A 14,495-nucleotide genomic window follows, 5' to 3' on the forward strand; every position below is an offset into this window, starting at 1 on the left:
GACATGCTTTTTATAGTATAGACAGATAATAATGAGCAGGCCTATGAGTGTACTCTTTATTTTTTCTCAGGCTGATCGCGTTTAGATTGGCGCGAAATACGTAATAAATCCAACCCAAGCAATACAATAATGATATAAAACAGTGGGCTAGTAAACGACAAACCAATTTGTGACTGACCACCAAGCAATGTTAGTACAATCCATAATCCAACTGTATACAGAGTCAAACCAACATAGGCCTTCTTAGACATTTTTTTATATTGACCTTTATCTAAGGCTAGCTGTATGATCACTAGCACGACTAATATGAGAAGAATTATCTTTTTAGTCAAGATCGATGCAATCGTTGTGTCAGGGAAGAAATCATTTACAAATAATAATGTGAAAAATACTAGAATAAAGAAATTTAAGATCGTCGAGAGCTTCATGCTATATCTCCTTAGTTGCCAGAATCCTTTCTATTGTAACATGGTTCTATTAGATGGGAATGAATTTATGTTATATTAGCGGGAAAATTGTAAATTGAGTAAAAATATAAAAAGATAAACCTCAATAATTTCTTGAGTCTGCGGTGCAGGGGCAAAATAATACTATAAACTAAATGAATCTTACACCTCTTTATCTTGAATAGAAGCTCCCTTGGTACACTCCTCAATCTAAACTTTAATGACTACGGCACTCATTCACTATAAACATGTAAAAATAGGAAAGTGTTAAAAGTTTGAAAATTTTTGAAACTTTTCCTGAGTGACATCCGTATAGTAGGTAATATGATGAAAAGGGGTGAGCAACTTGACGCTATTTGGCTATTCACTCGAGCAAATCTTTTTGGTGGTTTTGATTTTTGCTGGTCTTGCCACAATACTAGTTATGTTTTTTGGTGATGCAGTCGAAGGTATTGGGGAAGGACTGCCCATTTTTAATCCGAGTGTCATTCTTTCTTTCATTACGTTGATGTCTGCAGCAGGATTTATTTTAGAAAAACTAGCCTGGTTCTCTAGCGTTTGGAACATTATTGCTGCATGTATCATCGGTGCTATTTTAAGTACTTTATTTTATTTATTTATTCTCGTTCCACTACGGTCAGCGGATGTTTCATTGGCTTATACGGAAGAATCACTAGGTGGGCAATTGGGCAAAGTCATTGTACCAATTCCTGTAGATGGGTTTGGAGAAGTTGTTATCGAAACAACAAGTGGTATGATTTCGAAACGGGCAACAGGTTACGATAATGAAGCCATTGACTATGATGAAACAGTCCTTATCGTGGACGTGAAGGAAGGTACACTTTTTGTTAGAGCATATGAGAAAAAATTTGTCTAAAGGGGAGATATGTCTATGTCTTTGTCAATCGATATTCTAATTGTTTTAGGAATTGTAGCATTTGTATTAATTGCACTAGTAGGTTTATATGTAACAAAATATAAAACAGCAGGTCCGGATGAAGCACTGATTGTGACGGGTAGCTATCTCGGCTCTAAAAATGTACATAAAGATGAGTCGGGCAATCGCATAAAAATTATTCGCGGTGGCGGTACATTTGTATTCCCTATTTTCCAGCAAGCAAAGCCATTAAGTTTACTATCTAGCAAATTAGAAGTAACAACGCCTGAAGTGTATACGGAGCAAGGTGTTCCTGTCATGGCTGATGGTACAGCCATTATTAAAATTGGTGGTTCTATTTCAGAAGTTGCGACTGCAGCAGAGCAGTTTTTAGGAAAGCAAAAGGCAGAGCGTGAAGGGGAAGCACGTGAAGTGTTAGAAGGTCATTTACGTTCAATTTTAGGCTCCATGACGGTTGAGGAAATTTATAAAAACCGTGATAAATTCTCACAGGAGGTTCAACGTGTTGCTTCACAGGATTTAGCTAAAATGGGTCTTATCATTGTTTCCTTTACGATCAAGGATGTACGTGATAAAAATGGTTATTTAGATTCACTCGGTAAACCGAGAATTGCACAGGTAAAACGAGATGCTGATATTGCGACAGCGGATGCGGAAAAAGAAACACGTATTAAACGTGCAGAAGCATCGAAGGAAGCGCAAAAGGCAGAGCTAGAGCGTGCGACAGAAATTGCGGAAGCGGAAAAAGAAAATCAATTAAAGGTTGCTGAATTCCGCCGTGAGCAAGATATTGCCAAAGCGCGTGCTGACCAAGCCTATGAGCTCGAAACAGCTCGAGCTAAACAGGAAGTGACGGAGCAAGAAATGCAAATTCGCATTATTGAGCGTCAAAAGCAAATTGAATTAGAAGAGAAAGAGATTTTACGTCGTGAGAAGCAATATGATTCTGAGGTGAAGAAAAAGGCTGACGCTGATCGTTATGCGGTGGAACAAAATGCCGCAGCTGAAAAAATGCGAGAGCTTGCTCAAGCAGATGCAGAAAAATACCGTATCGAATCTTTAGCTAAAGCGGAAGCAGAAAAAATCAGATTAGATGGTCTTGCTAAAGCGGACGCAGAACGAGCACAAGGGGAGACAGAGGCAGATATTATTCGCCTTCGTGGTCTTGCGGAAGCTGAAGCTAAACGTAAAATTGCTGAAGCCTTTGAATATTATGGTCAAGCAGCTGTACTGGATATGGTTGTGCGTATGATGCCAGAATATGCAAAAGAGCTAGCGAGCCCACTTGGTAATATCGATAAGATTACTGTCGTTGATACTGGTGGTGGAGAAGGTAGTGGCGCCAATAAAGTAACGTCTTATGCTACTAATTTAATGTCTACACTACAAGAAACGTTAAAAGAAACTTCTGGTATTGATGTGAAGGAACTGATTGAAAGTTATGCTGGTAAGCATACATTGCGTCCGGAATTAGAGCAAATTGCTCTAGGGCTTGAAAAAAAACAAACAGCGGTTGAAGCTGAGGAAACGAAAGAAACAGTGGAACAACCATAAGTAAAAGCGACCTGATGATTCATGCATCAGGTCGCTTTGTTATTTTTGTTGCTGCCACTCACTTAGAAGCATGCCATATACAACATGATCTACATAATGATCATACAGCCATTCTGCTGCTCGCAGGGTGCCCTCTTTTATGAAGCCGAGGCGCTCAGGGATAGCGCTGCTTTTTTCATTGCCAACAGCCACTCGAATTTCTACTTTGTGAAGGTGTAATGTTTCAAAGGCATATTGTAATAGAGCTTTTACAGTTTTGGTCATAATGCCATGCCCCTGTGCACCTTCACTAAGCCAGTAGCCAATCGTACCGATTTTATTAGTAGGATGAATAGTATTGAAGCCAGCGATGCCGACAATTTCATTTTTAAAGAGAATGACAAGAGAAAGGCTATTATTAGCTTCATGCCCCTTGATACAGCCTTCAATATAGGCGATTGTATCTGCTACTTCCTTTGTATAATCCAACCATGGTAGCCATTCCTTTAAATGCTTTCTTGAAGCATCGGTTAGTGCAAAAACTGCCTCTGCATCCTCTAAGGTAATTGTACGTAAAGATAAATCATCGTTAATGTAAATTTCCATCTCATCACCTCATTATTATTTTAGGGCATCATGCATGAAGCCTTTCATCTCTCGGCTTAGCACTGTCAGCTCTTCGATAATTTCGCTAAAATCCTGTACGAGCTGTGCTTGCTCATTCGTTGCATCATTGATTTGACCCATATTTTGTTTTAAATTTTCAAGATTTCTATTAATATTTCGTAAGGAAGCTTCGATATTTTCGGTTGCGCTAGACGTCTCAAAGGACAATTTTCGAACCTCCTGTGCCACGATATTAAAGCCAGCACCATGTTGCCCAGCTCGAGCCGCCTCAATGGAAGCATTTAATCCAAGTAAATTGGTTTGGCGAGAAATACTTTTAATTAGATCAGTTACGTCATTTGTTTTTTCCGAATCCTCTAATGCATGTTGTGCCTGCTTATTAATTTCCTCACTCGTAGCCGCTAATTCCTCTGAATGTGAAGCGATTGTATGTACTTTATCTTGAAGATTGTTAACGATATTGTCCATTGTACTCATATAATCTTCGAGTTTTAGTTCATTATCAATAGGTAGTCCGAAAGCCAATGCTCCTACGACTTGACCGTTTTCACGAATGGGGAAAGAAAAAGCATTGATGGCTACACCGTATACATCCTTAGGAATGACCACATCTGCATTTTGTCCAGTAAAGGCAATGTAAACATTTTGATCATTGGCATTTACTTTTTGTCCATCCTGGTAGCCTGAATCCACACGTTTACCTGCTAAATATTTGATGACTGTTTCACTTTCCTTTTCAATGACAGCAACAATAGCTTCTTGTTTTAATGCTAGATGAATATAAGGTGCTGAAAGGGCTAAAGCTTCAATAATTTTCATAAAATTTCCTCCAAGTCTAGTCAATGAAAAATGGTTGGCTCATCTGTTTTCAATATGACAATGGTGCTAGATGATTACTTTTAATGTAGCACAATATTTGCCAAGTCAAAATAGCAAATTCTATTTTTATTTTTGTTGAAACTAGAAAATGTCTCTTTTTTTACTGTCAATGTAAATTAGTCATTTAGTGCCAAAAGATAGGGAGAGTTTGTCCATTTTTTGACGAAGAGGTGTGTTTTTTATGGAATATTGTATTAGACTAATAGATGTGTAGTAATGAAGGAGAGATTTTCATGGAATATATACAAAAGGGGACGAAGTCGTTTCATAAAGCTAATTGGGCTTTGTTTTTAGCAGGCTTTATTACGTTTGCAAATTTATATAGTACGCAACCATTATTGCCAACCTTCGCGGAAGTGTTCAAAGTATCACCAGCCGTTGCTAGTTTATCTCTTTCAGTAACGACCTTAGCTTTAGCGGTGAGTTTAGTCATTGTTGGATCATTATCAGAGGCATGGGGAAGGAAATCGTTAATGACCATTTCGATTTTTGCTGCTTCTATCTTTACACTTGCGCTAGCATTTTCTCCTAATTTTGAAACAATAATTGTGCTACGAGTATTGCAGGGTATTGTTTTTGCAGGATTACCTGCCATCGCTATGGCCTATTTGGGAGAGGAAATGGAGCCAGCAAGTTTAGGGGTTGCCATGGGCTTATATATTAGTGGAAATTCAGTAGGCGGTCTTAGTGGCCGAATAATTATCGGCACATTAACGGACCACTATAATTGGCATATCGGGATGTTTATACTAGGGGGAATTAGTTTACTTGTGAGTGTGGTGTTCGTCTGGATATTACCAGGCTCCAAACATTTCAGCCCCCGTCCCTTACAAATAAGGGCATTATCCAAAACTCTTTTTCAGCATTTGAAGGACCCTTCGATGCTTTGTCTATATGGAATTAGCTTTGTTTTAATGGGGAGCTTTGTCACTCTTTATAACTATATAGGCTTTAAATTAATGGCACCCCCCTATAATCTAAGCGCCACAATTGTTGGCTGGATATTTGTTATATACTTAGTCGGCACATTCAGCTCAGCGTGGTTTGGCAGTTTAGCTGACCGTTATGGGCAACAACGCATGCTATTACTAGCGATTGCCATCATGTTTGCAGGCGCCATCATGACGCTTCATAGTTTTCTATCTTTAAAAATAATCGGGATCACCGTTTTTACCTTTGGCTTTTTTGCAGCTCATTCAATTGCTAGTGGCTGGGTAAGTAAACGGGCATCACATGATAAAGCACAAGCGTCCTCCCTCTATTTATTTTTTTATTACTTTGGCTCTAGTGTTGGAGGAACTGTAGGTGGGCTATTTTGGATGAAATACGGTTGGGTAGGTGTCATAGCAATGATTGCCTTATTTTTAATAATTGCTTGTGGCCTATCATTTTTATTAAAAACTATTATTACTAGACAAAGAATTACAACCACTTAATGATGTGAGGTGTTGTTTTGCTGGAATTAACGTTTTATTTTTTTATTATTTTAACCGCAGCCATTTTGCAAACAAGCACGGGATTCGGCTTCTCTATTATGGCTACACCATTTTTACTGTTGCTTTTCTCACCACCACAGGCGATGCAATTGAATATTATTTTATCCCTTGTTATTTCATTTTCGTTGCTATGGAAGGTTAAAAAAGATATTGAGTTCGCGTTGCTAAAAAAGATAATGATTGGGAGTATTGTAGGCGCACCTGTTGGTAGTCTTTTATTTGCCATCGTGGATGTCACTACATTCAAGCTGCTCATAGCAATTCTTTTAATTGGGTTAACAATTATGCTTATAAAGAACCTTTCCATTCAACAAACAAATGGAAGAGATTATGGTGTTGGCTTTATATCAGGGATGTTTACAACAAGTATTGGGATGGCTGGACCGCCACTGCTCCTCTATTTTGCAAGCACACATAAAAAGAAAGAAACGATTAGGGCAACGTCATTAGCTTATTATATTTTTATTTATTTGATTAGCTTACTATCACAATTAACAATCGAAGGTACAAGTAAAACCGTTTGGCTCTATAGTTTATATGCCTTGCCGATTGTTTTGATTGGTCTGATAGTAGGACAACTATTATTTCGCAAGCTCAATCAGAAGCTATTTTTAACATTTATTTATGTACTATTAGTTGCCTCTGGTATTATGCTATTTATACAATCCATTTGGGCGATGCTATAAACGATAAAAAGGATGGAGAGGCTTAGTCTTCCATCCTTTCACACTGTAGACAAACTCTCACTGAATTTTGAGATTGCCTACAGTCTTTTTTCTTTTACCATGAAACGAAGTAAAGCTGCTGATTTCCACTACGGGCGGACACTTTCCGTGGGCGGAGTTGAGCTGCTTCCCTCGCTCTGCTCAGTCCAGGATCTCAACTTCCCGCTTTTCCCGCAGGAGTCGCCGCCCTTCGTTCCAATCAATTTTTTACATAAAGAACTCCCTTTCATATGTTATTAAAGTGTACTTTTGAGGTGATCAACCATGACAAAAAATCAAATCCATGAGCGTCAACAATTAGAAATGTTAACGATTGATCAATTTCAAAGTTTATTTAGCGAAAAAGCTAGAGGCTGTTATGTAATATTGGAAAACTATATGTGGAAGAGGCCGAACATTAACGCCATTCTTAGCACTCCTATGAAATAAATCAAATCTATGTAAAGCTGAGCTTTTGCAGCCATGAATTTAAAGAAATTGCCTTAAGAAAGATACTCCGTTCGAAGAGTGTTTTACACAAAGTTTCAAACATGAAAGTAGGAAGATAAATGAAAAAAGGATGGAAGAGACCTAGTCTTCCATCCTGCTTTATTAACCCATAATATTGTAGCCTGCGTCGATGTAAATAGTTTCTCCAGTGACACCACGTGATAGGTGAGAGAGCATAACAATTGTCATATCGGCTACTTCATCTTGTTGAACATTTCGTTTTAAAGGAGCTGTTTCCTCGATTTTGTGTAAAATTGTATTAAAGGAAGGGACACCTTTTGCAGCAAGCGTACGAATAGCACCGGCTGAAATAGCATTTACGCGAATATTGTTTTGACCAATATCAGCAGCAAGATAGCGCATAGAAGCTTCTAATGCAGCCTTTGCTACACCCATCACATTATAGCCATCAAGCACTCGTTCCGCACCTAAGTAACTCATTGTAACGATAGAGCCACCCTCTGTCATATACGGATGAGCTGCTTTGGCTGTTGAAATTAGAGAGTAGGCACTTGTATCTTGTGCAAAAGCATAGCCTTCACGTGTTGTTTCTAAGAAGCGGTTGTGTAAATCTTCAGCATGAGCAAATGCTACTGAGTGGACAATACCGTGAATAACGCCAACCTTTGAGCCAATTTCATCAAATGCTGCTTTTGTACTTTCATCACTATTAACGTCACATTGAACAACAAGGGAATCAGTTTGACCAATATTGTCTAATTGTTTTTGTAATTTTTTCAATGAGCGTTCTTGACGATAAGTGAAAATAACGTTTGCACCTACATCAAATAAACGTTTTGCAATGCCCCATGCGATACTACGATCATTCGCTACACCCATGACAACAATATTTTTATCTTTTAATTGTAATAAATTATCCATCATTATGAAGAACTCCTTTGTGAGATAATATCTGTTATTAGTACCAACTACTAAAATCTTATCATACATAAAAAACTGTTGCAATAGAGTAGCCGATTATCGGGCAAAAAAAATTCATCTCTTCTATGTGAGAGACGAATTAAAAAGCAACCTATAGAGCTATATAATCTTCATACATATCTACTGCTTGATAAACAGCACTATTGATAGTGATTCTAAAGCAATTTTGGCTACGAATGGTTTGGGCAAGAATTTTGATGGCTCTTGTTTGGTCTCTATGGAAAGGAGTGTTGTCCGTTTGAAACCCATCATCTAAATATGCAAGAAAATAAGGTTTATCTTCCTGCGAATTTAATAAATCTGCCTCAGTACTCTTTCCAACGGTCTTATAAACCCATAAATCAATGGCATTTCCTAATTGGAATGCAGCAAAATATTGTAAATCATCATTATTACAATGATTTATTTTTTGAATTATTTGAATTTTTTTGAGCTCTTCCAGCAAAAATGTATTGATAGAGTAGTATATGGCCTTAGAGGGATTGAGTATCAGTTCATCGGTATGCTGAGATTTTAAAAATACCCAATTATTTAAAACTATGGCCCATGAATCGAGTGTATTTAAACATTTAGCATAAACCTGTGGAAAAATCATTTGCCATTTTGCCGCAAGATTTTTAAATTGATCAATATGGTCTTGATCGATATGAAATAAACTATGCTCTACTTGTAACTGCTCAAACATCATCATCATTCCTCCAATAGATTGGTCCGTATAGAAAAGAGCTATATGATGGATTATCATGTTGCAAAAGGTAGCAAAATATTTCATTCAAAAGAAAAGGCACCCATTGAAGGATGCCTTTTGGGTATACATACAAATTAAAGGACTATTCGAATTTTAATGAGTCACCATCAAAAGTTTCATCTGCTACTTTGATAGAGTCAGTTGGACACCCTTCAAATGCGTCTTGCATATCCTCTAATAGATCTTCTGGCACTTCAGCAGTTCCCATGTTATCATCTAAAATAACGAAGGCAATACCTTCATCATCATAATCATAAATGTCTGGCGCTGCGGCTCCACATGCGCCACAAGCGATGCATGTATCTTTATCAACTATTGTGTATTTAGCCATTTTTTTCTCTCCTTTAACGATGTTCCTACAAAGCTTCATACTCATTTTAAAGATGTTTATCTTACATTTCAACTTAAATACTATTAAATTGGAGGAATTTGCGTCAATGTTTCATCAAATTCTATTGCAAATCTTTCAAAAACTCAATACGGAACGGACGATTTCGGCTGCCTACCATGTCCTGAGAGGAAAGCGTTCAGGTCAGACCATTCAAGACATTGGCCTTTTTCAATTGCATCAATATTTTGGCTTATTACCTAAACTACCACGGACTACCTTTGATGAGGCTGTAACGTTATTTATGCAATATAGTTGGTTAAAAGTGCAGGATTCTGGTCATTTTCACATGGAAAACCTAGGTTTACAGAGAGCACAACAAACGCCAACATTTTTCTTTGATGGATGGCATTATCGAGGAAATGAGCATGTGTTTTTTGCACGTCTTTCATTAATTGTGCAAAGTTTGTCACATCAAACTGCAGATGTTCGTTCTTTTTCGCCCATCAGTAGAGATCCTGCGATTCAAACTTGGGTGCGATCCTTTTTGCAGGATCATCATTACCTACAAGGTCATTTACAACAACAATTATTAGACGAATGTACCAGTGCGCTAAAGAATCTTCCAGTTTCAGATGGTAGCAAACAGCTTGTCCTTTACCGTTTAAGTGGATATCGCTTACCTGGATGGACATGGCAACAGCTTGCCGATAAACGGAAGGAAACTGTGCTGGATAGTCAATTAGCTTTTATTGAAACACTACATATATTATTAAACGAAGTGCAACAAAGCAATGATTATCCAATGCTTAAACAAGTGGCACAAGGACTAAGAGTGAAAATATTGCTAACCGATTCTGCACAGCAAACAGCACAATTATATGAACAAGGATATTCAATTGAACAAATAGTGAAAATAAGAAAGCTGAAACAAAGTACTATTGAGGACCATTTTGTGGAATTAGCGATGTATGAACCGAACTTTTCTATTGGTCCATTCGTCTCATATAAGGAAGCTGAAAAAGTTTGGCAGGCATCGAAGCATTTTCAAACGAAAAAATTGAAAATCTTACATGAGGCTTTAAAGGAATTGAGTTATTTTCAATTAAGGCTTGTCCTTGCGAAGGGAGAAGTATAAATGGAACTGGAAGAACTATTGCATAAACATTTTGGTTACTCATCATTTCGACCAGGGCAAAGGGAAGTCATTGAAGCAATACTTCAAGAGAAAGATGTAATGGCCTTATTGCCCACAGGAATGGGAAAATCATTGTGCTATCAGCTCCCGGCCTACATTTTAGATAAACCTGTGCTAATCGTTTCTCCATTGCTTTCTTTAATGCAAGATCAGGTAGAGGAATTGAAACGTTTTGGAGAAAAGAGGGTTGTCGCCTTAAATTCCTTTTTATCTCTCACTGAAAAACGGTATGTATTACATTATTTAGAACAATATCGTTTTATTTTTACCTCTCCAGAGATGCTACTTCAACAGCAGGTGCAAGACAAATTAGCGCAAGTGAAATTAGGTTTAATCGTAGTGGACGAGGCTCATTGTATATCGCAATGGGGTTATGATTTTCGACCAGATTATTTACGGATAGGTGAGTGGCTATCAAGGCACAATCGACCTCCACTGCTAGCACTATCCGCGACTGCAACAAGTAAGGTCATGCAAGATATTCGGGAAACATTATCGTTAAAGGAACCATTTGAATTTATGTATAATGTGGATCGGCCAAATATTCATTTAGGACGCATTGTTCTAGAGGATAAGGCAGATAAAGCGAGCTGGCTTATGCGACATGTCAAAGAAACTGCTGGCCCAGGAATACTGTATGTTTCCTCACGCAAACGAGCGCAACAATATAGTGAGGCATTTTTACAAGCGGGTATTCGTACTGCAGCCTATCATGCAGGCTATGGGGCGGAGGATCGCCAATTTATTCAGCAGCAGTTTATTGATGGCGAATTGGACTGGATAGTGGCAACAAACGCTTTTGGTATGGGGATTAATAAACAAGATATTCGTCAGGTCATTCATGAATCAATGCCTGCTAATATTGCAAATTATATGCAGGAAATTGGTCGAGCAGGTCGAGATGGTGAGTCTGCGCTTGCCATTTTACTCTATAGTGATGGTGATGAAGAGCTAGCGAAGTTCGTTGTTACGGGTGATCTTCCGAGTCCACAGCATGTTGATCGCTATGAGGAACTCATTTCCCAGCAGGTACTGCCAGCACAGATGTTAAAAAATGGGGAACTAGGTGAGACGGCATTTCGTGTGTTAGACTATTGGATGCAACAAGAAACGAAGGAGCAAGTGAAGGCTCGACTAAATCATTTAGCCCTAGAAAAATACCATGCAGTCGATGAAATGTTGAAGATTATACAGACAAAAGACTGTATTCGTGAACATCTTGTCGGGTATTTCGGGCAAAAATTGCAAAAAAAACCGGAAAACTGTTGTGAAAACTGTGGAATCCATTATGATGAAATCAAGAAAGAACGCTTAACTGCCGAGAAAAAAATAGAAATGATTTCGTGGGAACGTCGATTGCAGCAACTTTTAATGGGTAATTAGACTAAATCTGACGGTCATTTACTTTTTTCGTAAAATTCGTCATAATAGAATGACAGAAAGCGTAGTAAGGTTTGGGGGAAAGACGAATGAGTAAAGAAGATTATCGCGATAAAATAGAAGAACATCGACAATCATTTGAAGATGAGCAAAACGAACAGCAAACATTGTCGAGAGTTTCCAGAATGAATAAAAATGGAGATAAAAACAAAAAGCCAAAAAATCCGAAACGAAGAACACCGTTAATGACTATACTTTTTGTGATATTTATCCTTATCCCATTAACTATTCTTGTTTATTTTTGGAAGTTTTACGAACCAGGGAAATCAATAGAGCAAGCTGAGAAGGACTCAGCTGAACAGGTCGTCGAAATGGATTCTTCAGAGGCTTCCGCATCTGACAAAGACAAAAATAAAGACAAAGGCGATCAAGCTGATCAAAAATCAAACGAGCCATCTAAAGAAGATGCTGATAAAGTAACGGCAGATCAAAAAGAAGCTGAGGCAGCGAAAAAAGCACAAGAGGCAAAAAATGCTGAAGAAGCACGTAAAGCTGAAGAAGCAAGAATAGCTCAGCAACAGGCAGAGGCAGCGAAAAAGGCTGAAGAGGCTAAAAAAGCAGAAGAAGCGAAACAAAATGCTAAAGCAAGTACACACACTGTCAAAGCAAATGAGAACTTATTCCGTATTGCATTAAATCATTATGGTGATGGTAGTGAAGCGACTTTAGCTAAAATTCGTGCTGCTAATGGTATGTCTTCAAATACCGTTATGGTTGGGCAAGTAATTAAACTTCCTTAAATAAAAGCCATATAATGGTCATATAGTTTAGCAAGTATAAAATAAAGGACAAACGTTCACACCAAAACGTACGTCTGATTTAGCAAAAAGACGATTCTTCATAAGAAACGAATCGTCTTTTTGCTGTCGTAAGGAGAAGTGAGAGAATGCTTTATATAGGGCTATTGCTTATCATAGTGGTCATCTTTTTGCTTTATATGTGGAAGGTGGCGCATGAGAACAATGTTTTACATCACCAGCTATTATTAAAGGGAGAGCCGGAAAAGGTACGTTTATTTTTTATTTCAGATGTTCATTTGCGTAAAATTAATAAAAGAATGATTGCACAGCTAACAGAACACTTTGATGCGGTCATTATTGGTGGAGATTTAGCAGATAATCGCACACCCATTTCACGTATTCATGACAATTTACAATTATTAACCTCCATTGGACCAACTTATTTTGTATGGGGAAATAATGATAGAGAAGTGGGAGAAGATCGGCTGAAGAGTATTTTGCAGAAATATCATATTCAAATTATTGTCAATGATGCGGTGCTGTTACCTACGAAAAACCGCTTCTGGCTTAGTGCAATTGAGGATACAACGATTAAAGAATATAGCTTTGAAAAAGCCTTTAAAAAAGTTGGAGAGCGTGATCTAGTTGTTTTTATTGCGCATAATCCAGAGGTTTTTGCAAAAGTCCGCGCTAAGTACCGTGCTGATTTAATGATGGGAGGACATTTACATGGAGGGCAGATTCGATTTGGTCCATATGGTGTCCATCCTAATGGTTCTTATCGAGAGCGAGATGGTGTCATGACTTTAGTAAGCAATGGTTATGGTACTACATTATTGCCCATGAGACTTGGTGCCAAACCACAATGTCATATAATCGACATCGATATTTCAAGTAAATAAACAAACAAAACTTGCTAGAAGGCGTATAATATATAGGAATCGTCTATTTTCATAATGGATGTAAGCAAGGAACAGCCACTAAAGCTGTCCAAATTCGATTGGAGTGTCAAGAAATGCAGCAAGCAGATGCCATTATTGTTGGAGGAGGCCCATGTGGTTTAGCAGCAGCAATAGCTTTGCAAAATATTGGATTAAACCCCATTGTCATTGAAAAGGGTAATATCGTCAATGCGATTTATCATTATCCTACACATCAAACTTTTTTTAGTACAAGTGAACGATTAGGAATTGGCGATGTGCCATTTATTATTGAAGGACGTAAGCCCAAGCGGAATCAAGCGCTTGTATATTATCGAGAAGTTGTTCGATTAAAAAATATTCAAGTTAACCGCTTCGAAAAAGTGCAAAGTGTCGTGAAAAATAATGGTATGTTTACTGTTACTTCAGACAAGGATAAATATGAAACACCTCATGTCATTATTGCGACAGGCTATTATGATCATCCTAATTTTTTAAATATCACTGGTGAACAATTACCTAAAGTTTTCCATTACTTTAAAGAGGGGCATGAATTTTTTGATACGGATGTTCTTGTTATAGGAGGCAAAAATTCAGCTGTAGATGCAGCATTGGAATTAAATAAGGCAGGTGCTCGCGTAACGGTTGCCTATCGTGGAAGTGAATACTCTCCAAGTATTAAGCCATGGGTATTACCTGAATTTGAGGGGGTAGTCAAAACGGGAGAAGTTGACATGCATTTTAATACGAATGTGTTAGAGATTCGTGAGCATGAAGTGGTTTTAGAAATAGATGGCCAAGAAAAGGTGTTGCACAATGATTTTGTCTTTGCCATGACTGGCTATCATCCTGATCATTCCTTTATTAAAGCCATGGGTGTTGATATTGACGAAGAAACGGGCCGCCCTTATTTTACACCGGAAACGATGGAAACAAATGTCGAAGGTTTGTTTATCGCAGGCGTAATTGCTGCGGGGAATAATGCCAACGAAATTTTTATTGAAAACGGACGTTTCCATGGGGATTGTATCGCTCAAACTATTGCTCAAAGAAAAGGATAATGGTGAGGCTGTATAGGCGTGTAGC

At 38.0% G+C, this 14,495-nt stretch carries 16 protein-coding genes; 10 read left to right on the top strand and 6 right to left on the bottom strand.

The window, feature by feature from the left end; translation table 11 throughout:
- Window positions 1-56: 56 nt before the first annotated feature.
- On the bottom strand, window positions 57-428 hold the full coding sequence (locus C9J29_RS05325; protein ID WP_008174304.1) for a hypothetical protein: 372 nt from the start codon (window positions 426-428) through the stop codon (window positions 57-59).
- Window positions 429-792: 364 nt separating this feature from the next.
- Between C9J29_RS05325 and C9J29_RS05330 the strand changes: the two genes are divergently transcribed.
- Window positions 793-1,323, top strand: coding sequence for an NfeD family membrane protein (locus C9J29_RS05330; RefSeq protein ID WP_008174302.1), 531 nt, complete (start codon window positions 793-795; stop codon window positions 1,321-1,323).
- 15 nt (window positions 1,324-1,338) lie between these two features.
- Window positions 1,339-2,898: a flotillin family protein gene (locus tag C9J29_RS05335; protein ID WP_008174299.1), complete on the top strand. Its 1,560-nt coding sequence runs from the start codon at window positions 1,339-1,341 to the stop codon at window positions 2,896-2,898.
- Window positions 2,899-2,937: 39 nt separating this feature from the next.
- Here C9J29_RS05335 and C9J29_RS05340 read toward each other — a convergent pair whose 3' ends face one another.
- Window positions 2,938-3,483 carry a GNAT family N-acetyltransferase gene (locus C9J29_RS05340; RefSeq protein WP_008174298.1) on the bottom strand — a complete coding sequence of 182 codons (546 nt, stop codon included), beginning with the start codon at window positions 3,481-3,483 and terminating at the stop codon, window positions 2,938-2,940.
- 15 nt (window positions 3,484-3,498) lie between these two features.
- Window positions 3,499-4,323 (bottom strand): methyl-accepting chemotaxis protein, encoded by an 825-nt coding sequence (locus tag C9J29_RS05345; RefSeq protein WP_025117432.1) that lies wholly within the window; start codon window positions 4,321-4,323, stop codon window positions 3,499-3,501.
- A 293-nt stretch (window positions 4,324-4,616) separates the two neighbouring features.
- Here C9J29_RS05345 and C9J29_RS05350 point away from each other — a divergent pair, with 293 nt between their 5' ends.
- From C9J29_RS05350 to C9J29_RS24220, 3 genes are all read left to right on the top strand, one after another.
- Window positions 4,617-5,819: an MFS transporter gene (locus tag C9J29_RS05350; protein ID WP_107921768.1), complete on the top strand. Its 1,203-nt coding sequence runs from the start codon at window positions 4,617-4,619 to the stop codon at window positions 5,817-5,819.
- A gap of 20 nt (window positions 5,820-5,839) precedes the next feature.
- Window positions 5,840-6,565 (top strand): sulfite exporter TauE/SafE family protein, encoded by a 726-nt coding sequence (locus tag C9J29_RS05355; protein ID WP_174804711.1) that lies wholly within the window; start codon window positions 5,840-5,842, stop codon window positions 6,563-6,565.
- 303 nt (window positions 6,566-6,868) lie between these two features.
- Entirely contained in the window at window positions 6,869-7,033 is a 165-nt protein-coding gene (locus tag C9J29_RS24220; protein ID WP_164908686.1) for a hypothetical protein, read from the top strand.
- 162 nt (window positions 7,034-7,195) lie between these two features.
- On the opposite strand, the gene C9J29_RS05360 is transcribed toward C9J29_RS24220, so the two are convergent.
- The 3 genes from C9J29_RS05360 to C9J29_RS05370 form a co-directional block, all read right to left on the bottom strand.
- Complete coding sequence (locus C9J29_RS05360; protein ID WP_008174288.1) at window positions 7,196-7,978, bottom strand: enoyl-ACP reductase FabI; 783 nt, start codon at window positions 7,976-7,978, stop codon at window positions 7,196-7,198.
- A gap of 148 nt (window positions 7,979-8,126) precedes the next feature.
- Window positions 8,127-8,723 (bottom strand): hypothetical protein, encoded by a 597-nt coding sequence (locus C9J29_RS05365; RefSeq protein ID WP_237068754.1) that lies wholly within the window; start codon window positions 8,721-8,723, stop codon window positions 8,127-8,129.
- A gap of 142 nt (window positions 8,724-8,865) precedes the next feature.
- On the bottom strand, window positions 8,866-9,114 hold the full coding sequence (locus tag C9J29_RS05370; protein ID WP_004232564.1) for a ferredoxin: 249 nt from the start codon (window positions 9,112-9,114) through the stop codon (window positions 8,866-8,868).
- A gap of 106 nt (window positions 9,115-9,220) precedes the next feature.
- Between C9J29_RS05370 and C9J29_RS05375 the strand changes: the two genes are divergently transcribed.
- From C9J29_RS05375 to C9J29_RS05395, 5 genes are all read left to right on the top strand, one after another.
- Complete coding sequence (locus tag C9J29_RS05375) at window positions 9,221-10,249, top strand: YpbB family protein (RefSeq protein ID WP_089986604.1); 1,029 nt, start codon at window positions 9,221-9,223, stop codon at window positions 10,247-10,249.
- Window positions 10,250-11,692 carry a RecQ family ATP-dependent DNA helicase gene (locus tag C9J29_RS05380; protein WP_008180445.1) on the top strand — a complete coding sequence of 481 codons (1,443 nt, stop codon included), beginning with the start codon at window positions 10,250-10,252 and terminating at the stop codon, window positions 11,690-11,692.
- Window positions 11,693-11,778: 86 nt separating this feature from the next.
- Window positions 11,779-12,489 carry a LysM peptidoglycan-binding domain-containing protein gene (locus tag C9J29_RS05385; RefSeq protein ID WP_008180442.1) on the top strand — a complete coding sequence of 237 codons (711 nt, stop codon included), beginning with the start codon at window positions 11,779-11,781 and terminating at the stop codon, window positions 12,487-12,489.
- Between the two features lie 146 nt (window positions 12,490-12,635).
- Window positions 12,636-13,391, top strand: coding sequence for a metallophosphoesterase (locus C9J29_RS05390; RefSeq protein WP_043990730.1), 756 nt, complete (start codon window positions 12,636-12,638; stop codon window positions 13,389-13,391).
- 113 nt (window positions 13,392-13,504) lie between these two features.
- Window positions 13,505-14,470, top strand: coding sequence for a YpdA family putative bacillithiol disulfide reductase (locus tag C9J29_RS05395; protein WP_036124550.1), 966 nt, complete (start codon window positions 13,505-13,507; stop codon window positions 14,468-14,470).
- Window positions 14,471-14,495 lie beyond the last annotated feature (25 nt).

Origin of the sequence: Lysinibacillus fusiformis, assembly GCF_003049525.1 — a bacterium.
GTDB lineage: Bacteria > Bacillota > Bacilli > Bacillales_A > Planococcaceae > Lysinibacillus > Lysinibacillus fusiformis.